The organism is Bradyrhizobium sp. MI1.10 (assembly GCF_055811035.1).
Genome location: NZ_JBVVPN010000020.1, coordinates 94,274 through 115,106 on the forward strand (window position 1 = coordinate 94,274; position 20,833 = coordinate 115,106).

Annotated in this window: 21 protein-coding genes; 8 read left to right on the forward strand and 13 right to left on the reverse strand. The window is 64.5% G+C overall.

Annotated features, from left to right (window positions below; genetic code table 11):
* Positions 1 to 6: 6 nt before the first annotated feature.
* The 3 genes from AC0L3K_RS21780 to AC0L3K_RS21790 all read right to left on the reverse strand — a co-directional run bounded on the left by AC0L3K_RS21780 (position 7) and on the right by AC0L3K_RS21790 (position 2,227).
* On the reverse strand, positions 7 to 717 hold the full coding sequence (locus tag AC0L3K_RS21780; protein WP_354199960.1) for a hypothetical protein: 711 nt from the start codon (positions 715 to 717) through the stop codon (positions 7 to 9).
* 132 nt (positions 718 to 849) lie between these two features.
* Entirely contained in the window at positions 850 to 1,098 is a 249-nt protein-coding gene (locus AC0L3K_RS21785; RefSeq protein ID WP_007597474.1) for a hypothetical protein, read from the reverse strand.
* A 163-nt stretch (positions 1,099 to 1,261) separates the two neighbouring features.
* Complete coding sequence (locus AC0L3K_RS21790; protein ID WP_007597476.1) at positions 1,262 to 2,227, reverse strand: NAD(P)H-dependent flavin oxidoreductase; 966 nt, start codon at positions 2,225 to 2,227, stop codon at positions 1,262 to 1,264.
* Positions 2,228 to 2,335: 108 nt separating this feature from the next.
* On the opposite strand from AC0L3K_RS21790, the gene AC0L3K_RS21795 reads away from it, so the two are divergent.
* The gene (locus tag AC0L3K_RS21795) at positions 2,336 to 3,898 is read left to right on the forward strand and encodes an AMP-binding protein (RefSeq protein WP_354199961.1); all 1,563 of its coding nucleotides are present in this window, start codon (positions 2,336 to 2,338) and stop codon (positions 3,896 to 3,898) included.
* 36 nt (positions 3,899 to 3,934) lie between these two features.
* Here the strand turns inward: AC0L3K_RS21795 and AC0L3K_RS21800 are convergent, their stop codons facing one another.
* The 7 genes from AC0L3K_RS21800 to AC0L3K_RS21830 all read right to left on the reverse strand — a co-directional run bounded on the left by AC0L3K_RS21800 (position 3,935) and on the right by AC0L3K_RS21830 (position 9,397).
* Complete coding sequence (locus AC0L3K_RS21800; RefSeq protein WP_354199962.1) at positions 3,935 to 4,708, reverse strand: thioesterase family protein; 774 nt, start codon at positions 4,706 to 4,708, stop codon at positions 3,935 to 3,937.
* Between the two features lie 11 nt (positions 4,709 to 4,719).
* A complete protein-coding gene (locus AC0L3K_RS21805; RefSeq protein WP_354199963.1) occupies positions 4,720 to 5,688 on the reverse strand; it encodes an NAD(P)H-dependent flavin oxidoreductase in 969 nt (322 codons plus the stop codon).
* 150 nt (positions 5,689 to 5,838) lie between these two features.
* Positions 5,839 to 7,239 carry an aspartate ammonia-lyase gene (locus AC0L3K_RS21810; RefSeq protein WP_007597482.1) on the reverse strand — a complete coding sequence of 467 codons (1,401 nt, stop codon included), beginning with the start codon at positions 7,237 to 7,239 and terminating at the stop codon, positions 5,839 to 5,841.
* Positions 7,240 to 7,269: 30 nt separating this feature from the next.
* Positions 7,270 to 7,806: a hypothetical protein gene (locus AC0L3K_RS21815; RefSeq protein ID WP_007597483.1), complete on the reverse strand. Its 537-nt coding sequence runs from the start codon at positions 7,804 to 7,806 to the stop codon at positions 7,270 to 7,272.
* Positions 7,807 to 7,853: 47 nt separating this feature from the next.
* Positions 7,854 to 8,456, reverse strand: a complete 603-nt coding sequence (locus tag AC0L3K_RS21820; RefSeq protein WP_219680596.1) for a YqaA family protein — start codon at positions 8,454 to 8,456, stop codon at positions 7,854 to 7,856.
* A 45-nt stretch (positions 8,457 to 8,501) separates the two neighbouring features.
* Positions 8,502 to 8,906 (reverse strand): phosphoribosyl-ATP diphosphatase, encoded by a 405-nt coding sequence (hisE, locus tag AC0L3K_RS21825; RefSeq protein ID WP_219680599.1) that lies wholly within the window; start codon positions 8,904 to 8,906, stop codon positions 8,502 to 8,504.
* A gap of 119 nt (positions 8,907 to 9,025) precedes the next feature.
* Complete coding sequence (locus tag AC0L3K_RS21830) at positions 9,026 to 9,397, reverse strand: hypothetical protein (protein WP_007597488.1); 372 nt, start codon at positions 9,395 to 9,397, stop codon at positions 9,026 to 9,028.
* 224 nt (positions 9,398 to 9,621) lie between these two features.
* Here AC0L3K_RS21830 and AC0L3K_RS21835 point away from each other — a divergent pair, with 224 nt between their 5' ends.
* From AC0L3K_RS21835 to AC0L3K_RS21860, 6 genes are all read left to right on the forward strand, one after another.
* A complete protein-coding gene (locus tag AC0L3K_RS21835) occupies positions 9,622 to 10,668 on the forward strand; it encodes an ABC transporter substrate-binding protein (RefSeq protein WP_219680602.1) in 1,047 nt (348 codons plus the stop codon).
* Positions 10,669 to 10,752: 84 nt separating this feature from the next.
* The gene (locus AC0L3K_RS21840) at positions 10,753 to 12,549 is read left to right on the forward strand and encodes a glucan ABC transporter ATP-binding protein/ permease (protein ID WP_354126866.1); all 1,797 of its coding nucleotides are present in this window, start codon (positions 10,753 to 10,755) and stop codon (positions 12,547 to 12,549) included.
* Positions 12,550 to 12,748: 199 nt separating this feature from the next.
* The gene (locus tag AC0L3K_RS21845) at positions 12,749 to 14,206 is read left to right on the forward strand and encodes a D-alanyl-D-alanine carboxypeptidase family protein (RefSeq protein ID WP_473366870.1); all 1,458 of its coding nucleotides are present in this window, start codon (positions 12,749 to 12,751) and stop codon (positions 14,204 to 14,206) included.
* 190 nt (positions 14,207 to 14,396) lie between these two features.
* Positions 14,397 to 16,082 carry a long-chain fatty acid--CoA ligase gene (locus AC0L3K_RS21850; RefSeq protein ID WP_219680612.1) on the forward strand — a complete coding sequence of 562 codons (1,686 nt, stop codon included), beginning with the start codon at positions 14,397 to 14,399 and terminating at the stop codon, positions 16,080 to 16,082.
* 15 nt (positions 16,083 to 16,097) lie between these two features.
* Complete coding sequence (locus AC0L3K_RS21855) at positions 16,098 to 16,652, forward strand: DUF924 family protein (protein WP_219680613.1); 555 nt, start codon at positions 16,098 to 16,100, stop codon at positions 16,650 to 16,652.
* Between the two features lie 107 nt (positions 16,653 to 16,759).
* The gene (locus AC0L3K_RS21860) at positions 16,760 to 17,245 is read left to right on the forward strand and encodes a peroxiredoxin (protein WP_007597501.1); all 486 of its coding nucleotides are present in this window, start codon (positions 16,760 to 16,762) and stop codon (positions 17,243 to 17,245) included.
* A gap of 165 nt (positions 17,246 to 17,410) precedes the next feature.
* Here AC0L3K_RS21860 and rnhA read toward each other — a convergent pair whose 3' ends face one another.
* Genes rnhA through ispH form a run of 3 tightly spaced genes read right to left on the reverse strand, consistent with a single transcriptional unit; the run spans position 17,411 to position 19,830 of the window.
* Positions 17,411 to 17,875 carry a ribonuclease HI gene (rnhA, locus tag AC0L3K_RS21865; protein ID WP_007597503.1) on the reverse strand — a complete coding sequence of 155 codons (465 nt, stop codon included), beginning with the start codon at positions 17,873 to 17,875 and terminating at the stop codon, positions 17,411 to 17,413.
* On the reverse strand, positions 17,872 to 18,855 hold the full coding sequence (locus AC0L3K_RS21870; RefSeq protein ID WP_473366871.1) for a homoserine kinase: 984 nt from the start codon (positions 18,853 to 18,855) through the stop codon (positions 17,872 to 17,874). The genes rnhA and AC0L3K_RS21870 overlap by 4 nt, the downstream gene beginning before the upstream one ends.
* 6 nt (positions 18,856 to 18,861) lie before the next feature.
* Positions 18,862 to 19,830 carry a 4-hydroxy-3-methylbut-2-enyl diphosphate reductase gene (gene ispH / locus AC0L3K_RS21875; RefSeq protein ID WP_007597506.1) on the reverse strand — a complete coding sequence of 323 codons (969 nt, stop codon included), beginning with the start codon at positions 19,828 to 19,830 and terminating at the stop codon, positions 18,862 to 18,864.
* Positions 19,831 to 20,083: 253 nt separating this feature from the next.
* On the opposite strand from ispH, the gene AC0L3K_RS21880 reads away from it, so the two are divergent.
* Positions 20,084 to 20,779, forward strand: coding sequence for a DUF1013 domain-containing protein (locus AC0L3K_RS21880; protein WP_007597507.1), 696 nt, complete (start codon positions 20,084 to 20,086; stop codon positions 20,777 to 20,779).
* Positions 20,780 to 20,833 lie beyond the last annotated feature (54 nt).

Genomic DNA, 20,833 nt, shown 5'->3' on the forward strand with positions numbered 1-20,833 from the left:
TGCGCGTCAGATCTGCTGCGCGACCTTCTCGAGCCCGATGATGCGGGCGAGTTTGCGCACTTCCTCTTTCTGGTCGTCACGCAGCTGGAACAGGAGCGGCATCGCGGCCGACTTCAACTGCTGGACCTCGTCGCAATTGGGATCGATCGGCACGCCCTGCACGTTCGGATTGGACAGCTTGTTTGCCGAGATCTTGCGGACGACGTTGCGCAGCGCGGTTTCGACCGAGGGCCAGTAATATTCCTGCGACGACGACAACTTCAGACGGTCCCTGATGCCCGCGATCTGCACGTCGGACAGGAGCGAATAGGATTTCTGCGGCTGCGGCTTGGCAACGACCTTCGGCTTGGCCGGGACTTCGACGGCAGGAATCTCTGCAGCGGCCGGAGCCTCGTTCACGCTCGCCTTGGGCATCGGGAAATCGGATGGCGTGGCGGCGGCAAACGCCTGGCGCAGCGGCTCGGTCAGCACGGGCATTTGCGAGAGCTTGTCGGCCGGAACCTGGACCGGGTCGATGGCGGCCGAGGCCAGCGCCAGCGTCGGAACCAGACGGTCAGCCTTGGCCGCCCGATTGGTTGCAAGCGGCTTGGGTGGCGGCGCCTGCGTGATCATTTCGGCGCTGACGCTGGGCACGCTGTCGCGGCCGAGAATGGCGGTGGTGGCGGCGCCGAGGACGAGGAAGCAGGTCAGCACGACGATGGTGATGGCTTTCGACAAACGTCTCTCCGCAACCGGCTTCAAGTCCACGTGATCACTGCCCGGAAACTGGGCGAAAATTAAGGCTTAACCGTGCCATCGCGGCGGCAATCGCGCGGACTGCGGCGACATCACCTAGAAAGATCAACAAAATCAGGCAGCTAGCGCCAGATCGTAAGCGTCCTGGATGTCGGCCACGATCTCCGAGGCCTCCCAAACTCCACGCGGCTCGACCGACTGCAGCGCCACCGTCCAATTGCCGCCCCGGCGGGTGCGGGGGACGCTGACGATGTCGAAGCGCACGTTGCGGCACAGCGGATGGCGGGCCAGCGCATGGGCTACGCGAATGCGAATTTCGTCCAGCGAAGCCGCCGTCTTGGTGTTGAGAAAGTCGAAGTCCATCGCCTGTCCCTCTCGGTCCTGATTGGCGCCTGAGGGGGATTCTGGGCGATCGATGGTTAATCTGCCGTTAAGTGTGGGGCTGCGGAGCCATGCGGGATTAACTGTGACCGATGCGACGGTATCTCCTTCCCTCTCCCGGGTCTTCCGGAAAAGGGGCCCGGGTCTACCGCTCCACCGCCTCACGGTATTCCGCGAGCGTTGATGCGACGAGGTCGTCAACCGCGAGCACATCGGTCACGCCGGATGTCGAGTGCCCACCGCTCCAGATATCGCGCCAGCGCTTTGGCCGGTTCTCTCGTGCGGTAACGTCGATGTCCTTGCCGATGTCGATCGCGCCGCGCGCCGGCAGATCGTCGGGATCGAGACCCGCGGCGACGATCGACGGCTTCAGCATGCTGGTTTGAAGTCCCGTGAATGCGGTGGTCAGCAGGATATCGTCGGCGCTGCTCTCGACCAGAAGCCGCTTGTAACGATCATCCGCCATGCTCTCGTGGGTCGCGATGAACTTTGTACCCATGTAGCCGAGATCGCAGCCGAGGACTTCGGCCGCGCGCAATGCGTAGCCGTCGCTGATGCCCCCCGCGAGCACGATGATGCCATCGTAGAACGCGCGCACCGCGCGGACGAAGGCGAACGGGTTGAGCCAGCCGGTCTGGCCGCCCGCGCCCGCAGTGAGCAGCACGAGCCCGTCGGCACCTGCTTCCGCCGCGCGTTCGGCGTGGCGGATCGAGGCAACATCCGCAAGCACCAATGCGCCGGCGTCGTGCAGCGGCTTCAGCACCGGCGTGGGGGAGCCGACCGAAGTGATGACGATCTCCGGCCTGTGGTGCAGCAACACGGCGAGATCCTGCTGCAGCCGTGCATTGGAGCGGTGCACGATCAGGTTTGGGCAAAGCGGCGCGGCCTTGCGGCCGGTTTGATCTTCGTGCCGCAGCAGCCGCGTTTCGATGTCGGTGAGCCATTCATCGAGTTGTTCGGTGCTACGGCAATTCGCGCTGGGGAAGCTGCCGATCACGCCGTTGCGGCAGGCAGCTACCATGAGCTCGACGCCCGACACGAGAAACATCGGCGCGGCAATCAGCGGCAGGGCGAGACGACCGTGGAAATGTTGCAGCCGATCTGACGTCACGCATGCCTCCCTCGCGCGGGCTTAGTCGTTCCATCCCGCATTCCCTGTGCTAGCGTCGCGATAAACATTGGCACGCCAGAAGCCGATGACAAAGCAGCGAGGAAACATATGTCCGATCCGCTCTACGCATCGTCCCCGACTTGCGCGCAGGCGCTGCGGGCGCTGTCGCGCTATCCGGGCCGCACCGCGTTCGCGTGGCCCGGCGGATCGCTGAGCTATCAGGGCACCATCGACCTGATCGGGCGCATCCAGGGCGTGTTCATGCGGCTTGGATTGCAGCCCGGCGCGCGGGTCGCCTTCCTCACCGCGAACCGCGCCGACACATGGTGCACCGGCGTCGCCGCGCAATTGTCGCGGCTCTGCGTCACCTGGCTGCATCCTTTGGGATCGCGGGCAGACCAGCTGTTTCAGCTCGAGGATTCCGAGGCCGAGGTGCTGGTGGTCGATGCGGCCGCCTTCCGAGATCGCGGCGGCGAACTCGCCGCGCAGGCGGCGTGGCTCAAGGCGGTCTTCACCATGGGACCGGCCGCCTATGGCGTCGACCTGTTGCAGGCGATCGAGATCGAAGGCCATGCCAGCGCGCATTGCCTCGCCGGCCCCGACGATCTCTCCACGCTGAATTATACCGGTGGCACGACCGGCAAATCCAAGGGCGCGTTGCGCTACCACCGCGAAAATGCCGGGGCCGCGGCCGCGATCCTCGCCGACTTCGAGATCCCCGATGGCGCGCGCTACCTCGCGGTGGGACCGATCAGCCATGTCGCCGGCACGAAGGTGCTGCCGACCCTGATGCGTGGCGGCACCGTGCACATGCTGAAGGGTTTTGATCCCGAGGCGGTGCTGGCGACGATCGCACGCGAGCGCATCAACTTCACGCTGTTCGTGCCGACCATGATCTACGTGCTGCTCGATCATCCCGCATTGAGCAGGACCGATCTCTCCTCGCTCGAGCTGGTGCTCTACGGCGCCTCGGCGATGTCGCCGAGCCGCTTGATCGAGGGCATCGAGCGGATCGGGCCGGTGTTCTCGCAGCTTTACGGCCAGACCGAATGCTATCCAATCTCGGTGCTGCGCAAGGCGGATCACGATCCCAGGACGCCCGAACTGTTCCTGTCCTGCGGCTTCCCGATCGCGGCCTGCGAGGTCCGGATCCTCGACGACAACGATCAAGAAGTGAAGACGGGCGAAGCCGGTGAGATCTGCGTGCGCGCCCCGCACGCGATGGCGGAGTACTGGAAGCGGCCCGACATCACCGCCGAGACGCTTCGGAACGGATGGGTCCATACCGGCGACATCGCGCGCAGGGACGAACGCGGCTACATGTTCATCCTCGACCGCAAGAAGGACATGATCGTCTCCGGCGGCTTCAACATCTTTCCGCGGGAAATCGAGGACGTGCTGTCACAGCACGCCGACGTGGCCATGGTCGCGGTCGTCGGCATCCCTGACGAGAAATGGGGCGAAGCCGTCACTGCCATCGTCGTGCCGCGCGAGGGCGCTACGCCTGACGCCGACGAGCTGATCAACATGGTGAGAACGCGGAAGGGCTCGGCTCACGCGCCCAAGCAGATCCAGTTCGTCAGGCAATTGCCGATGACCGGCGTCGGCAAGGTCGACAAGAAGGTGCTGCGCGCGGAATTCTGGAGCGGGCGGGACCGGATGGTGGGGTAGCTCCTGCCCCGGCCGCGGCGCAGTCTCACGCAGCCCTCACCGCTTCTCGATCACCAGGCTCTGCACCGCGCGGCCAAAATACCCCGTCCGGTCCGCCAGCCGCGACATCGCAAGCCCGGCACCATCGGGGCCGATCCAGGAATCACCGTCGAGCAGGATCCATTCGCCGACCGGCTGGCGCGCAAAGCTCACGGTGAGGTCAGCGTTGATGTAGGTCCAGGCGCGGAAATCGAGCGACGAGGCGGTGCCGTTGGAAAAATCGGCCGCGACCACGGCGCGCATCGCCTGCGAGAGCGGTTCGCCTGCGATCAGGGGATGGTCGACGCGAAACCAGATCGCGCCGGCGCCGGCTTGCCCGAAGCGGCCGCGCGCGGCGCGCATCGACACCGATCGCACGAACGGGCTGGTGGCGGCATGACCGTCCTCGAGCAGCGAATCCTCCGGCGACGGCAGCGTAACCGGCAGTGCCTTGATGTCATCGGGCAGCGTCAGCGCCTGGCGCTTGATCTTGAGCACGGTGGCGCCGACCACCTGTACGCCGTCGGCGAGCAGCTTGACCCCGCAGAGCTGGATCTTGCGGCCCTCGCGCAAGACCTCGGTCGCGATCGTGAGCGGCGCCACCGGAACCGGGCGCATCAGGTCGATGGTGACGCGCGCGATGTCCATTGCAACTGGCGTCGGGATGCGTTCGGCGGCCCACGTCACCAGCGACGCCGGCGCCGAGCCGTGCTGCATGCGCTGGTCCCACGGGCCGGCGGCATCCGGGCTGGTGATGACGCTGTTGCCGTCGACGCGGTAGATGGCCGTCATTGGGAGGGCCATTACAACGGCGGATCGATCGCTTCGTCGTACTCCTTCTTGAAGCGCGCGATCAGCTCGGCGGCGGGAAGAATGCCGTCGACGCTGCCGATGCCCTGGCCGGAGCCCCAGATCTCCTTCCAGGCCTTCGGCTTGGCGCGCTCGCCGGAGGCGTCGGTGCCGAAGTTCATCTTCGAGGGATCGGACGTCGGCAGGTTCTCCGGATCCATGCCGGCGGCGAGAATCGACGGCTTCAGATAGTTGCCGTGCACGCCGGTGAACAGGTTGGAATAGACGATGTCGTCGGCCGTCGCGCCGGCGATCATCTCCTTGTACTTCTCGACCGCATTGGCTTCCTTGGTCGCGATGAAAGCCGAGCCGATATAGGCGAAGTCGGCGCCGAGGATTCGCGCGGCGCGGATCGCCTTGCCGTTGCCGATGGCGCCCGACAGCGCGATCGGACCGTCGAACCATTTTCGCGTTTCGGCCACGAACGCCAGCGGCGAGATGGTGCCGGCATGGCCGCCGGCGCCGGCTGCGACCAGGATCAGGCCGTCGGCACCCTTCTCGATCGCCTTGTGCGCGAATTTCTGGTTGATCACGTCGTGGAAGACGATGCCGCCCCAGCCGTGCACGGCCTGGTTCAGCTCCTCGCGTGCGCCGAGCGAGGAGATGATCATCGGCACTTTGTACTTGGCGCAAAGCTGCATGTCGTGATCGAGCCGGTTATTCGACTTGTGCACGATCTGGTTGACCGCGAACGGCGCCGACGGCTTGTCCGGATGCGCGCGGTCATAGGCGGCGAGCTCTTCGGTGATCCGCGCCAGCCATTCGTCGAGCAGCTCCGGCGGCCGCGCGTTCAGCGACGGAAACGAGCCGACCACCCCCGCCTTGCACTGCGCGATCACGAGATCCGGCACCGAGATAATGAAGAGCGGCGAGCCAATCACGGGGATCGACAGGCGTCCCTTAAACAAGGCAGGCATGGACATTGCGGAACGATCCTTTGTTGGCAGACGCATTGAAGGTTGGGAGCCATACCAACAAGGCAATCTTTCCACTGTCAAGTATTGCGTTTTGGCGCCGTGGAGGACGCCGTTACCGCAATTCCAACGCGCGGAATTCAGGGCGGACCGACGACATCAGGCAAGCAAATCTGGATTGATCAGCCGCTCGAACGAAAACATCTCGTCCCATTTCTCCTGGGTCAGCAGCTTGCGCTCGACCACGACGATCTGGTGCAGCGACTTGCCGCTCTTGTAGCCCTCGCGCGCGATCTCGGCGCATTGCTTGTACCCGAGCAGCGGCTTTAGCACCGTGACGATACCGAGCGAATTCAGCACCATGTTGCGGGTGTGCTCCTCGTTGGCAGTGATGCCGACGACGCAATTCTCGCGCAGGCTGTTGACCGCGCGCTCCATGGTGCGGATCGAGAAGAACAGCGCGAACGAGATCACCGGCTCCATCACATTGAGCTGGAGCTGACCGGCGGACGCCGCGAGCGTCACGGTGGTGTCGAGCCCGATCACGAGGAAGCTGGTCTGGTTGACGACCTCGGGGATCACAGGATTGACCTTGCCGGGCATGATCGAGGAGCCCGGCTGAAGCTGCGGCAGGTTGATCTCGTTGAAGCCGGCACGCGGGCCCGAGGCGAGCAGGCGGATGTCGTTGCAGATCTTCGTTAGCTTGCTCGCGGTGCGCTTGAGAACGCCGGAGAGCTGCACATAGGCGCCGGTATCCGACGTCGCCTCGACGAGATCGCCGGCGAGGATGAAGTCGACGCCGGTGAGCGCGCTCAGATGCCGGACCGCGAGCTTGGGATAACCGTGCGCCGCGGTGACGGAGGTGCCGATCGCGGTGGCGCCGAGATTGATCTCGCGCAGCAGCGCACGGGCCTCGGAGATTCGATCGACCTCCTCGCCCATGGTGGTCCCCCAACCGCGGAATTCGGCGCCGAGTGACATCGGCACCGCGTCCTGCAAATGGGTGCGGCCCATCTTCAGCACGCGCTCGAACTCCCTGCCCTTGGCGAAGAACGCCTCCTGGAGCTGACGCAGCGCCGTCATGTAGCTCTCGAGCCGCAGGATCAGCGCCAGCCGAAAGGCGGTCGGATAGGTGTCGTTGGTCGACTGGCCGTAATTGACGTGATCGTTGGGGCTGACGTGCTGGTAGTCACCCTTCGCAAAGCCGAGCGATTCCAGCGCGAGATTGGCGATCACCTCGTTGGCGTTCATGTTGGTGGAGGTGCCGGCCCCGCCCTGGATGAAGTCGGTGACGAACTGGTCCATCATATCGCCGGCGATGACGCGATCGCAGCCCACGATGATGGCTTCCGCGACTTTGGTGTCCACCGCGCCGAGATCGCGGTTGGCCATGGCGGCGGCCTTCTTGACGTAACCAAGCGCCTTTACGAAGTAAGGCTCCTGGTTCATCGGAATGCCGGTGATGTGGAAGTTCTCCTTCCCGCGGATGGTCTGGACGCCGTAATAGATGTCGTCGGCGATCTCACGCTGTCCGAGGAAGTCCTGCTCCGTGCGACTCATGGGCGCTCCTTGCTTGCTCGCGCGACGTCCTTAGTTCTGGCACAGCGCGCTGGTGACGAAGGTGTCGGTGCGGCAGTCATCCGGTTTGCGTTGCCTGCCCGGGATCAGAACCTTGGCCGAGCACTTTTCCGCGGAATCGGCATTCAGGCTCTTGCCTTCCGTGTAGCCCTTGCTCTGGCAGAGTTTGTCGGCGGCGAGCTTGCAGTCGGGCGCGCCGTTCGACGAGGCCGGACAGGCGACGCGTCCCGACACCATGGTCGACGGCTTCGCCAGGCGCGACAAATCGTTCATGGTCTCGCTCGGACTTTTGATCGGCGGCAGGATCGACGGCAGCTTGTCGAACAGCTTGCCCATTTCGTTGATCAGCCCGGGATTTTCCTCATGCGCCGGCGGCGACGAAGGAGCTGTCGAGGGCGCCGGTGCGGCCTGCGGTCCTTGCTCCTGCAAGCCGAGCGCCGGCGGCGCGGATTGCGGCCATCCGGTGCCGCCGGCAACGAGCAGGAGCGAAAGCACCGCAAATGTCAGCGTGCCCAGCCGCAGGACCGGATTGCCGGATCGAAGCATCATGACGGCAACCGTAGCCGAACGAGGCGCGGCGGCAAAGCGCCTTGGAGTTAGATCAACTTGATTGCGACGACAAAGCCGAGCACGAGCACCGCAGCGCCGATTGCCACCACCAATCCGAGATGCTTCTCGATCTTGACCCGGATCCAGTCGCCGTAGCGGTTGAGCAGGATCGCCACGATAAAGAAGCGCCCGCCACGCGCCACGATCGAGCACAGGATGAAGAGCCCGATATTGTAGCCGGCAAAGCCGGACGTGATGGTCACGAGCTTGTAGGGGATCGGTGTCAGGCCCTTGAGCAGGATGATCACGGCGCCCCATTCGGCATAGGAGGCGCGGAAGGCGTCAACCTTGCCGCCGAGGCCATAGACCTCGATCAGCCAATGGCCGACCGAGTCGAAGAGCAGCGCACCGATGGCGTAGCCCAACAGACCACCCAGCACCGACGTCGCAGTGCAGATCGCCGCATAGACCCAGGCGCGTTGCGGGCGCGCCAGTGACATCGGGATCAGCATCACGTCCGGCGGGACGGGAAAGAAGGAGCTTTCAGCGAAAGCCACGGCGCCCATGATCCAGAGCGCGTAAGGCTTGTGAGCGGCGTCGATGCACCAGTCGTAGATACGTTTCAGCATGGCGCCGCGATGAAGCACCATGGGACGGATTTGTCCATGCCGAGATGGGACCGATTTGTGCCAATACTAGTGGCGCTTGCGCGCGCTGCGGCCTTCGAGCGCGACGATAGGCCGCCTGGCGGCGACCCGCGGTGACGCAACTTTGGGCAGCTTCATCGCCGACTTCGGCAGCTTCTCGGCGATGCCGAGCATGTCTTCACGCCGCGTCATCTCGCGCCAGACGTCCTCGGGGCGCACGCCGGCCGAGGCCCATAGCACGATCAGATTGTAGAGTAGATCGGCGCTTTCCCGGATCACGGCTTCGCTATCGCCGTTGACCGCGTCGATGACGACCTCGATGGCCTCTTCAGCCAGTTTCTTCGCCATTTTTGACGGGCCGCGCTGAAACAGCCGCGCGGTGCGCGATGTTGCCGGATCAAGGTCCCTGGCCGCGAGCACAGCCAGATATAGCCGCTCAAGCGAATCACTCATGGTACTCGAAACTACTCTAAACCCATGGCGAGCGCGTTAACGCGCGATAGTAAAAGCCCAAAATGGGCCGCCGCGGCAAGCACGACGGCCCGTTTGTGGTCAACCTTTTGCGGCCAAACCTAGTAGCAGTTGGTGTGGTAGCCTTGGCCGCAAAGCTCCGACGGAGCGGTGCCGCCGTAGCGCTGATACTGGTAGTTCGGGCCGGGTCCGTAATACGGGCCATCACCGTAATAGGCAGGGCCGCTGTAATAGGCGGGACCGCCATAATAAGGGCCGTCGTCATAGGCGTAGGCATTGCGGGTCGCGGCGATTGCGAGGCCGGTGCCGATAGCACCGGCAATGGCCGCGCCGGCAAAGGCCGCGCCGCCGCCACCATGCCAATGGCGGCCGCCCGCGTATGAAGCGGTCGGGGTCATTGCGGTCAGCGCCAGCACCGCGGCGGTAGCGAGAAGGGCCTTACGGCCGGCAAATCCTGAAAATCTGTCAAACATGTCCTGGACCCTCCTTGGGACCTCGAATGGTGCCTGATGACAGGCTCGTGTCTCTCAAACACCTGCATCCCATGTTGGGTTCCCCAACCCCAACACAAGCTGAACGGGGTTGCGTGATCGTGACGCAACCGCCGCTCATCCGCCGTTCATATTGGCGCAAACAGACTGCTACGCCCGCCGGCGCTGCGAGCGTCACGAACCACAATGCGGGACCGGCGCCACTGATGTTCGGATTCAGGACCACTGCCCTTCGTTGCCTGCCGGCCCTTGCAATCTTGCTTGCGGCGCTGACTGCGCGCGATGCTACCGCGGCCGAGACCGTCGCGCCCTCCATTGCAATCCACTTCACCTTCGACCGCCCGATCGATGCGAGCATGGCGCCGTTTTTTCTTGCCGCAAAGGACGGCAGCTTTAGCGCCGAACGTCTCAACGTCTCCTTCAGCAGCGCGGCCGGATCGCCGGAGGCGCTTGCGCGCGTCGCCAAGGGCGATAGCGAGTTCGCGCTCGTCGACATCAACGAGCTGATCCGCTTCCGCGACAAGGATCCGGCACCGGTCAAGTCGGTGTTCGTGCTGTTCAACCGCGCGCCCTACGCGATCGTCGCCCGCAGGAGCCGTGGCATCCACCTCATGCCCGACCTGGACGGCAAGACCGTCGGCGTCGCGGATAGCGATCTGTCGATGCGGCTGTGGCCGGCGCTGGCGCAGCAGAACGGCATCGACACGGCTCACGTGAAATTCCACAAGATCAGCGCCGCGGTGCGCGAGCCGATCCTCTCCGCGGGACAGGTCGATGCCGTCGCCGGCTTCAGCTATCTCTCGGCAGTGAACCTGCGCGACCGCGGCGTGCCAGGCGGCGATCTCGTCGCGCTTCGCTATGCCGATTATGGTTGCGAGGCCTATGGCTTTGCCGTCGTGGTCAACCCGGCTTTCGCCGCGTCCAGGCCGGACAGCGTGAAGGGATTCGTCCGCGCATTGATTGCCGGCATCAACGCGACCGTCAAGGACCCGGCGCGCGCGGCGGACGAGGCCGCGAGCCGCATTGAGGACGGCGACCGCGATCTTGAGCTGGAGCGCCTGCGCACCGTCCTCGTCGACAACATCCTGACCGACGAGGTCCGTCGCAACGGCCTCGGCGACATCGACCCGGCGCGCATGGATCGCGCGATCGACCAGATCGGGCAGGATTTCAAATTCCGCAAACGGCCGGCGGCGGACGATATCTTCGACGGCGGCTTCCTGCCGCCGCTCGCAGGGCGGTTGATCAACTGAGCAAAACCGACAGCTTCCGCTATATCTCGCAGCCGATCCCTGATTAGAGTATGGGCTCACTCCAGCCGCCCGAGCTCCTCGCCCATGCCCATTCTCCGCCTCTACACCCGTGTTCTCGAGCTGCTCGGCAAGGAGGCACGGCTGGGCTGGCTGCTCGCGATCGTCAATCTCCTGCTTGCGGGTTCGCAATTCGCCGAGCCGGTGCTGTTCGGCCGGATCGTCGACGTGCTCTCCGGCAAGACGGTCGCAGGCTCCAACTCGGCCTGGCCGTTCCTGGTTGCATGGGTTGCGTTCGGACTGTTCACCATCGCCTGCAGCGCGCTCGTGGCGTTGCAGGCCGACCGGCTCTCCCACCGGCAGCGGCAAGCGGTCCTGACGGATTATTTCGAGCACATCCTGCAACTGCCGCTGACCTTCCACTCCGGCACCCATTCGGGCCGGCTGATGAAGGTCATGCTCAACGGCACCGATGCGCTGTGGCGGCTGTGGCTGGGCTTCTTCCGCGAGCATTTTGCTGCGATCCTCTCAGTCGTGGTGCTGCTGCCGCTGTCGCTCTACCTCAACTGGCGGCTTGCAATCCTGCTGTTCGTGCTCTGCATCGTCTTCACCGCGCTGACCACCTTCGTGGTGCGCAAGACATTCGGCATGCAGATGGACGTCGAAGAGCAATACAGCGAGCTCTCCGCACGCGCTTCGGATGCGCTCGGCAATGTCGCGCTGGTGCAGAGCTTCGTCCGCGTCGAATCCGAGGTACAGGGTTTGCGCTCCGTTGCCGACCAATTGCTTGCAGCCCAGATGCCGGTGCTGTCGTGGTGGGCGCTCGTCACCGTCATCACGCGCGCCTCCACCACGATCACGGTGCTCGCGATCTTCGCTTTCGGCATCGCGCTGCACGACCAGGGGCTGACCTCGGTCGGCGAGATCGTGATGTTCGTGAGCTTCGCGACGCTTCTGATCCAGAAGCTGGAGCAGGTCGTGAGCTTCATCAACAACGTGTTCATGGAAGCCCCGCGCCTGCGCGAGTTCTTCAACGTGCTCGATGCGGTGCCTGCGGTGCACGACCGGCACGACGCGATCGATGCGGGTCGGCTCTCCGGCCTCGTCGAATTCAACGACGTCACCTTCTCCTATGACGGCAAGCGGCCGGCGGTCGAGGATCTCTCCTTCACCGCGCTTCCCGGCCAGACCATCGCGCTGGTCGGCGCGACCGGCGCCGGAAAATCCACCGCGATTGCGCTGTTGCATCGCGCCTTCGATCCGCAGTCCGGCTTCATCAGGATCGACGGCATGGACGTGCGCGGGGTGACGCTGACATCGCTGCGGCGGAACATCGGCGTGGTCTTTCAGGAGGCGCTGCTGTTCAACCGCTCGATCGCGGAGAATTTGCGCGTCGGCAAGCCTGATGCCACCGAGGCCGAGATGCGCAAGGCGGCGGAGCGTGCGCAGGCGCTCGAATTCATCGAGCGCAGCGGCGGCTTCGAGACCAATGCCGGCGAGCGCGGCCGCATGCTGTCCGGCGGCGAGCGCCAGCGGCTGTCGATCGCCCGTGCACTGCTGAAGGATCCGCCGATCCTGATCCTGGACGAGGCGACCAGCGCACTCGACGCCGTCACCGAGGCGAAGGTAAATACCGCTCTCGACGAAGTGATGAAGGGCCGCACCACCTTCGTGATCGCCCACCGTCTCTCCACCATCCGCAATGCCACGCGCATCCTGGTATTCGAGAACGGGCGTGTGATCGAAAGCGGAACTTTTGATGAACTCGTGGCCAAAGGCGGCCATTTCGCCGACCTCGCCAGGGCCCAGTTCATGGTTCAGGAGAGCGCACGGGCCAGCGTGACAGCGGCTGAGGCTGCTGCGACTGCCGCCAAATCGCCTTAGCAAGCCTTGGCAAGTCCCCATCGTATCGTCGAAATTCGGCCCATTTCATTGCGGAATACCCCGCTGATGCCCCTATTCCCGACGCACCAGCCGGTATAGGTTTGCGGCGCCGCAAGCGGCGGCGCTGGATTTCAGAACCGAACATCAGATCACGAGAGCCGACCGGAACCGGCGGGTCTCCAAGGACCGGAATCGGATAGTGCACGCTCTTCGCCCGCTGCTTCGTCAATCCTTGTTCAACCTGCTCGCCGCGGCACTCGCATGCGGCGCATTGCTCGTGCCGCGCGCGGCGAGCGCCGAAGCGCTGCTCCTGATCGAGGCCGATAGCGGCAAGGTGCTGCAGGCGGAAAACGCGACCATTCCCTGGTATCCGGCTTCCGTCACCAAGATCATGACCGCCTATGTGACGCTGAAGGCGGTCAAGGACGGCAAGCTCACACTCGACACACTGCTCACGGTGTCGCCGACGGCAGCCTCGCAGTCGCCCTCGAAGATGGGGTTTCGACCGGGAACGCAGCTTACCGTCGACAACGCACTCAAGATGATGATGGTGAAATCGGCGAATGACATGGCCGTCGTGCTCGCCGAAGGCGTCGGCGGTTCGATCGACGGCTTCTCGGCGCTGATGAACGACACCGCGCAGAAGCTCGGCATGACGCAGACGAGCTACGTCAATCCGAACGGCCTGCCCGCCGACGGACAGATCACCTCCGCGCGGGATCTCGGCATTCTCGCGCGCTCGTTCCTGCGCGACCTGCCCGAGTACGAGTATTTCGTGCACATTCCGGCTATCCGCTTCGGCAAGCGTGTCACCGGCAATTTCAACAAGCTGATCGGCCGCTATCCCGGCGCCGACGGTTTCAAGACCGGCTTCATCTGCGCCTCCGGCTACAACCTCGTCGCATCGGCCACCCGCAACGGCCGCCGGCTGATCGCCGTCGTGCTGGGCGCCAACTCCGGGACCGCGCGCGCGGTGAAGGCAGCGCAGCTGCTGGAGCGCGGCTTCTCGCAAGACAATCTCACCTGGCTCCGGCCCTCGCTCGGCACGGTCGACAAGCTGGTGCCGGTCGACGCCTCGCCGCCGAACCTGCGTGACGACATGTGCGGCGGCCATCGCAAGCGGCCGGCCAGCGACGATGACGACGCGCTGATCGCGACCAATGGCGGCACGTCCGGGTCGGCCTCGGCCACGGGCGGCGAAGCCCAGGTCACCTTCTTCACGGCCGGGCTTCAGCCGCCGCTGATGAAGGCCTCCGAGCTGATGGCCTCCGCCCCGGCCGCGGCCGAGCCCGTGCTGGTGTATACCGGTCCGACCCGCACCGGGACCGCCCTCATCGCGGCGGTCGCGGCCGATGCCGACCAGCAGGCCACGCCAAAGCCGCGTGGCAAGAAGTCGCGCGTCGCCAAAAAGCCCGACGCGGCAGACAAGCCAGCAGACAAGCCGAAGGATGCCAAGACGGCGGCGGCGAAGCCCGATGCCAAGCCGGTGGCGGCCGCCAAGCCGGCCGACGGCAAGTCCGCAGTCAAGCCGGCCGGCACCAAGCATGCCGCAGCCAAGCCCGATGCGGTGGCAAAGCCTGCGGTGAGCGGCGAGGCAGCCAAGCCCGCCAAGCCCAAGGCCGCGACCAAGCCCGCCAAGCCGGCCAACAACAGTTAACGGCCGACGCGAGACGAGACCGCGCCGCACTTCGCACTTGCGGCAGCGCCGTTTGCGAGGATTCCGGTAGCCACTCCCTGGCGTTTATCCTAAGCCTCGACCGCTTGCCACCCGTTCCGGCAGGCTCGATACTGACGGCAATGAGGCAAGCCCGAGACACAACGGGCTCTGGTCAATGAGGGGAGTTTCCATGGAGCGCATCTGGCTTAAGCAATATCCGCCCGGCGTCCCCGCCGATATCGAGCCGACGCAATATTCATCGCTGGTCGACCTCCTGGAGGAGAGCTTCGCCAAGTTCGCCGACCGCAAGGCGTTCATCTGCATGGACAAGTCGATCAGCTATCGCGACCTCGACCAGATGTCGCTGGCGATGGCGTCCTACCTGCAAGGGCGAGGCCTGCAACGCGGCGCCCGCGTCGCGATCATGATGCCGAATGTGCTGCAATATCCGGTCGCGACCGCAGCCGTACTGCGCGCCGGTTTCGCGGTGGTCAATGTCAATCCGCTCTACACGCCGCGCGAGCTCGAGCACCAGCTCAAGGATTCCGGCGCCGAAGCCATCATCGTGCTGGAGAATTTCGCCCACACCGTCGAGCAGGTGATCGCGAAGACGCAAGTCAAGCACGTCATCGTCGGCAGCATGGGCGACCTGCTCGGCTTCAAGGGCGTGATCGTCAATCTGGTCGTCCGCCGCGTCAAGAAGATGGTGCCGGCCTGGTCGCTGCCAGGCGCGGTGTCCTTCAACGACGCGATCTCCGCCGGCCGCTCTCTGGCATTCAACAAGCCGAAGCTGTCGCCCGGCGACGTCGCCTTCCTGCAATATACCGGCGGCACCACCGGCGTGTCCAAGGGTGCCACCTTGCTTCATCGTAACATCGTCGCCAACGTCCTGCAGAACGACGCCTGGCTGCAGCCGGCGATGGCCGCGCCGCCGCATGTCGATCAACTCATGGTCGTCTGCGCGCTGCCGCTCTATCACATCTTCGCGCTGACGGCCTGCTACCTGCTCGCGGTGCGCGCCGGCGGCTGCAATCTCCTGATCCCCAACCCGCGGGACATCCCGGGCTTCATCAAGGAATTGGCGAAGTACCAGGTCAACAACTTCCCGGCCGTGAACACGCTCTACAACGGCCTGATGCATCATCCCGACTTCAAGAAGCTCGATTTCTCCAAGCTGAAGATCTCGAATGGTGGCGGCATGGCGGTGCAGCGCCCCGTCGCCGAGCAGTGGAAGGCGATCACGGGCTGCTCCATCGCCGAAGGCTACGGCCTGTCGGAGACGTCTCCGACGCTGACCTGCAACACCACGACCGATCCCGAGTTCAACGGCACCATCGGCATCCCCGTGCCCTCGACCTGGATCTCGATCCGCGACGACGACGGCAACGAGATGCCGCTCGGCCAGCCCGGCGAGATCTGCGCCAAGGGTCCGCAGGTGATGTCGGGCTATTGGAACAGGCCGGAGGAGACCGCCAAGGTGATGACCGCAGACGGCTATTTCCGCACCGGCGACATCGGCATCATGGACGAGAAAGGCTACACCAAGATCGTCGACCGCAAGAAGGACATGATCCTGGTCTCCGGCTTCAACGTCTATCCGAACGAGATCGAGGAAGTGATCGCGAGCAACCCGGGGGTGCTCGAATGCGCCGTCATCGGCATTCCCGATTCCAAGTCGGGAGAGGCGGTGAAGGCGTTCGTGGTCAAGAAGGACCCGAACCTCACGGCGGAGGCCTTGGTCAAATTCTGCCAGGAGCAGTTGACGGGCTACAAGGTGCCCAAGCACATCGAATTCCGCACCGACCTGCCGAAGACCAATGTCGGCAAGATCCTGCGCCGGCAGCTGCGCGACGAGAAGAAGGCGGAGGCGGCGTAAGCGCCTCTTTCGTTCATGACCGACGACAGCATCATCAGTCCGGCCGGCATCCTCGCCTTCTGGCGCGAGGCCGGCCGCGATGCCTGGTACGAGCGCGACGACGCATTCGACGCGGAGGTCAGGCGCCGCTTTCTCGCGCTGTGGCAGAAGGCGGTCGCCGGCGAGCTCTCGTCGTGGGAGGAGACCGACGAGGGCGCACTCGCGCTCGTCATCGTGCTCGACCAGTTTCCGCGCAACATGTTCCGGGGCACGGCGCAGGCCTTTGCCAGCGACGCGCTCGCGCGCGACGTCGCCCGCCGCGCCATTGCGCGGGGTGCAGATCAAAGGATCGATCCGGTCCTGCTCGAATTCCTCTATTTGCCCTTCATGCATTCCGAGCACCTGCCCGACCAATTGCACTGCGTCGCGCTGTTTCAAAACACCGAGAATGCCGAAAACCTGAAATACGCGCGTGAGCACGCCGACATCATCCGGCGGTTTGGCCGCTTCCCCCACCGCAACCGCCTGCTCGGCCGCGACACCACCCCGGACGAGCAGGCCTTCCTCGACGGCGGCGGGTTCGCCGGCTGATGACATAATGGTGAAGGGTCCCGCCCTCACCGCCTGCCCTACCGGCAACATTGTGCAGCGCCGCCGCACGGTCTAAAAAGCGGGACCGATTTTCAGGGAGACTGACGATGGCGATCCAGACTGGCGACAAGCTGCCCGAGGCGAAATTCCGCGTGATGACGGCCGAAGGCCCGCAGGTGAAGACCACCGACGACATCTTCAAGGGCAAGAAAGTGGCGCTATTCGCGGTGCCCGGCGCCTATACCGGCACCTGCCACAAGATGCATCTGCCGAGCATCTTCCTCAACGCCTACGCCATGAAGGACAAGGGCGTCGACACCATCGCCATCGTCTCCGTCAACGACGCCTTCGTCATGAACGCGTGGAAGCGCGACACCGACCAGCGCGACGAGGCCATCTTCCTCGCCGACGGCAATGCCGACTTCGCCAAGGCGATCGGCATGGAGCTCGACGCCTCCGGCAACGGTCTCGGCATCCGCTCCAAGCGCTATTCGATGTTGGTCGAGGACGGCGTGGTCAAGAAGCTGAACCTCGAGGCGATGCCCGGCAAGGTCGAGGTGTCCGGCGGCGATACGCTGCTCGGGCAGCTGTAAGCGGCCACCGCTTTCAGCCACAAACGACACTGTCATGCCCCGCGAAAGCGGTGCATCCAGTATTCCAGAGACAGTTGTTGTTGAATCGAGAGGCCGCGGCGTACTGGATCGCCCGGTCAAGCCGGGCGATGACGGCGGAACATGAGGAAGGAGCGCGGATCCGCGCTACTCCGCCACCCGCGCCTGCAACCGCGCCTTCACGATGCCGTCCCGCGCGAGCTGATCGGCGCGTTCGTTCTCGGGATGCCCTGCGTGGCCTTTGACCCAGTGCCAGCGCACGTCATGAGCCTTCAGCGCAGCATCGAGGCGCTGCCATAGCTCGACATTCTTCACCGGCTTCTTGTCGGCGGTGCGCCAGCCGTTGCGCTTCCAGCCGTGAATCCAGCCGGTGATGCCCTGACGGACATATTGGCTGTCGGTATAGAGATCGACCGTGCACGGCTTCTTCAGCGCTTCCAACGCGGAGATCGCCGCCATCAATTCCATCTGGTTGTTGGTGGTGTGGCGCTCACCACCGTTCAGTTCTTTTTCCTTGTCGCCGAACTTCAGGATCGCGCCCCAGCCGCCGGGCCCCGGATTTCCCGAGCAGGCGCCGTCGGTGTAGATCGTGACAATCGGAAGCTCGCTCACGCCACCAGCCCCGACGGCATCAGCCCGTAGTCGCGCACGCTGGAAACGCTCTGGTGGAAGCGCAGCTTGCGGACATATTCCAGCGGATCCTTCGGCCGAACCAGCGCGCCGGGCGGAACGTTGAGCCAGTCGACCAGCCGCGTCAGCAGGAACCGCATCGCGGCGCCGCGCGCGAGCAGCGGCAGCGCTGCCTCTTCCGCCTCGGACAGCTTTCGCACACGGCCATAGGCGTTGAGGAAGGCCCGCGCCTTGGTGACGTTGAAGGAATGATCTGGCTCGAAGCACCAGGCGTTGAGACAGATCGCGACGTCATAAGCCAGCATATCATTGCAGGCGAAAGTGAAGTCGATGATTCCGGAGAGCTTGTCGCCGAGGAAGAAGACGTTGTCGTTGAAGAGGTCGGCGTGGATCACGCCTTCAGGCAGCTGCGTCGGCCAGATCCCGCTCTCGAGGTAGTCGAGCTCGTGGCTCAGGAACGCGCGCAGGCCGGGCTGCACCTCGTCGGCCCGCTGTGACGCGGCATCGAACAGCGGCCGCCAGCCCGGGACCGACAGCGCGTTCGCACGCCTGATCGCGAAATTCGCGCTCGCCAGATGCATCTTGGCGAGCCCCTCGCCGACGCCGGCGCAATGGGCCGCGTTCGGCTTGCGCGGCCAGACGCCCTCGAGAAAGGTGATGATCGCGGCCGGCCGGCCCGACAGCTCGCGCAACGCCTCGCCGTCCGTTCCCTTCACCGGCAGCGGGCAGTTGACGCCGTGCTCGGCCAGATGCGTCATCAGTGCGAGGAAGAACGGCAGATCGTTCTTCGCCACGCGCTTCTCATAGAGCGTGAGGATGAACGATCCCTTGGTCGTATGCAGCAGGAAGTTGGAATTTTCGACGCCCTCGGCGATGCCCTTGTACGAGAGCAACTCGCCGAGATCGTATTGGTTGAGGAAGTCCGCAAGCTCGTCGGCGGCAACGTCGGTGTAGACCGCCATGAAGATCTACTCGGCGGCGGCTTCGGGGCGCACCTGACGCGGCAGCGGGAAGAACTCGTTCTCTTCCGCGGCCGAGACCGTCTCCACATGCAGCGTGAAGCGCTCGGCGAACGCGTCCATGATCTCCTCGACGATCACTTCCGGTGCCGAGGCGCCAGCGGTGATGCCGAGGCTGGTGATGTTCTCGAACCGCTTCCAGTCGATTTCGGTGGCGCGCTGCGCCAGCACGGCGATCGGGCAACCCTCGCGTTCGGCGACCTCGCGCAGGCGCTGCGAGTTCGACGAGTTCGGCGCACCAACCACGATCAGGGCGTCGACCACCGGCGCCACCTTCTTCACCGCGAGCTGGCGGTTGGTGGTGGCGTAGCAGATGTCTTCCTTGTGCGGCCCGTTGATGTTCGGGAAGCGCTCCTTCAGAAGCGCCACGATCTCCGCGGTGTCGTCGATCGACAGCGTGGTCTGGGTCACGAAGGCGAGGTTGTTCGGGTCCTTCGGGGCGATGGTCTTCGCGTCCTCGGCGGTCTCGATCAGGGTCACGGCGCCGGTCGGGAGCTGGCCGAGCGTGCCCACCACCTCGGGATGATGGGAATGGCCGATCAGGAAGATCTCGCGGCCGCGCTTGAAATGGATCGCGGCCTCGCGGTGGACCTTGGTGACCAGGGGGCAGGTCGCATCCAGCGAGAACAAATTGCGGGATGTGGCGTCGGCCGGAACCGATTTCGGCACGCCATGGGCCGAGAACACCACCGGCGCGGTGGTGTTTTCCGGGATCTCGGCGAGTTCCTCGACGAAGATCGCGCCCTTCTTCTTCAACCCATCGACGACGTATTTGTTATGCACAATCTCATGGCGAACATAGACGGGGGCGCCGTATTTATCGAGCGCCCGTTCCACGGTGTCGATCGCCCGGACCACCCCGGCGCAGAAGCCACGGGGAGAACAAAGCACGATCTTGAGGTCTGGTTTGGCTGACATTGAGCGATCTCGGGACCGAATCACCTCGCCAAATGGGCGGGAAGCGGTCGATGAATGAATAGGGCTTGGGTACGGTCTTACAGGGACTTCAGAGGGAATTGGGCCCCCTTTCGGGCGCTGTCAAGGCACTATCTATAGCAGAACCATTGCGTGGCTACCCCCTCCGGGCTTATATAGCGCGAATTCCCAGTCATCGCTGATGACCACCGGTTTCGCCTCCAAAGGGGTGGGCGAAGCACAAAGGAGATTTGCCATGAGCAACGCACCTCTGATGCCCAAGGCGACCGCCGTCTGGCTGCTCGACAACACCGCGCTGACCTTCGATCAGGTCGCCGATTTCACCAAAATGCACCCCCTCGAGGTGCGCGCGATCGCCGATGGCGACGCCGCCCAAGGCATCAAGGGCATGGATCCCCTCTCCAACGGCCAGCTGACCCGCGAGGAGATCGAGAAGGGCGAGAACAACCCGGACTACCGGCTCCGACTCCAGGAGAGTAAGGTGGTGCTGCCGCCGCAACCCAAGCGCAAGGGCCCGCGCTACACCCCGGTCTCGCGCCGCCACGAACGCCCGAGCGCCATCCTCTGGCTGCTGCGCAACCATCCCGAGCTCAAGGACGCCCAGATCATGCGCCTGGTCGGCACGACCAAGAGCACGATCGCCAGTGTCCGCGATCGCACCCACTGGAACACGTCCCAGCTGACGCCGATTGATCCCGTCACCCTTGGCCTCTGCTCGCAGATCGAGCTCGATTTCGAGGTCGCGCGCGCGGCCAAGGAAAAGCCGATCGACGCGGCCTATGGCGGCGCCACCCTGCTGCCGGCCTCCGAAACCACCAAGAAGGACGAGTACGAACCCGCCGAGAGGTCCAGCGACGATCTCAACGTCGATGCCGTGTTCGCCAAGCTGAAGACACTCGGCGGCAAGAAGCAGGACCAGGAGGAGGAGTAATCCTTCCGCTCCTCATTCGTGAACCCAATAAAAACGCGGCAGGGAAACCTGCCG

What these genes read in the sequence shown, in the direction of transcription:
- AC0L3K_RS21785 (WP_007597474.1), bottom strand. Translation starts at nt 1,098, where the DNA reads ATGGACTTCGACTTTCTCAACACCAAGACGGCGGCTTCGCTGGACGAA.
- AC0L3K_RS21795 (WP_354199961.1), top strand. Translation starts at nt 2,336, where the DNA reads ATGTCCGATCCGCTCTACGCATCGTCCCCGACTTGCGCGCAGGCGCTG.
- AC0L3K_RS21800 (WP_354199962.1), bottom strand. Translation starts at nt 4,708, where the DNA reads ATGACGGCCATCTACCGCGTCGACGGCAACAGCGTCATCACCAGCCCG.
- AC0L3K_RS21805 (WP_354199963.1), bottom strand. Translation starts at nt 5,688, where the DNA reads ATGTCCATGCCTGCCTTGTTTAAGGGACGCCTGTCGATCCCCGTGATT.
- AC0L3K_RS21810 (WP_007597482.1), bottom strand. Translation starts at nt 7,239, where the DNA reads ATGAGTCGCACGGAGCAGGACTTCCTCGGACAGCGTGAGATCGCCGAC.
- AC0L3K_RS21815 (WP_007597483.1), bottom strand. Translation starts at nt 7,806, where the DNA reads ATGATGCTTCGATCCGGCAATCCGGTCCTGCGGCTGGGCACGCTGACA.
- AC0L3K_RS21820 (WP_219680596.1), bottom strand. Translation starts at nt 8,456, where the DNA reads ATGGTGCTTCATCGCGGCGCCATGCTGAAACGTATCTACGACTGGTGC.
- hisE (WP_219680599.1), bottom strand. Translation starts at nt 8,906, where the DNA reads ATGAGTGATTCGCTTGAGCGGCTATATCTGGCTGTGCTCGCGGCCAGG.
- AC0L3K_RS21830 (WP_007597488.1), bottom strand. Translation starts at nt 9,397, where the DNA reads ATGTTTGACAGATTTTCAGGATTTGCCGGCCGTAAGGCCCTTCTCGCT.
- AC0L3K_RS21835 (WP_219680602.1), top strand. Translation starts at nt 9,622, where the DNA reads ATGTTCGGATTCAGGACCACTGCCCTTCGTTGCCTGCCGGCCCTTGCA.
- AC0L3K_RS21840 (WP_354126866.1), top strand. Translation starts at nt 10,753, where the DNA reads ATGCCCATTCTCCGCCTCTACACCCGTGTTCTCGAGCTGCTCGGCAAG.
- AC0L3K_RS21850 (WP_219680612.1), top strand. Translation starts at nt 14,397, where the DNA reads ATGGAGCGCATCTGGCTTAAGCAATATCCGCCCGGCGTCCCCGCCGAT.
- AC0L3K_RS21855 (WP_219680613.1), top strand. Translation starts at nt 16,098, where the DNA reads ATGACCGACGACAGCATCATCAGTCCGGCCGGCATCCTCGCCTTCTGG.
- AC0L3K_RS21860 (WP_007597501.1), top strand. Translation starts at nt 16,760, where the DNA reads ATGGCGATCCAGACTGGCGACAAGCTGCCCGAGGCGAAATTCCGCGTG.
- AC0L3K_RS21870 (WP_473366871.1), bottom strand. Translation starts at nt 18,855, where the DNA reads ATGGCGGTCTACACCGACGTTGCCGCCGACGAGCTTGCGGACTTCCTC.
- ispH (WP_007597506.1), bottom strand. Translation starts at nt 19,830, where the DNA reads ATGTCAGCCAAACCAGACCTCAAGATCGTGCTTTGTTCTCCCCGTGGC.
- AC0L3K_RS21880 (WP_007597507.1), top strand. Translation starts at nt 20,084, where the DNA reads ATGAGCAACGCACCTCTGATGCCCAAGGCGACCGCCGTCTGGCTGCTC.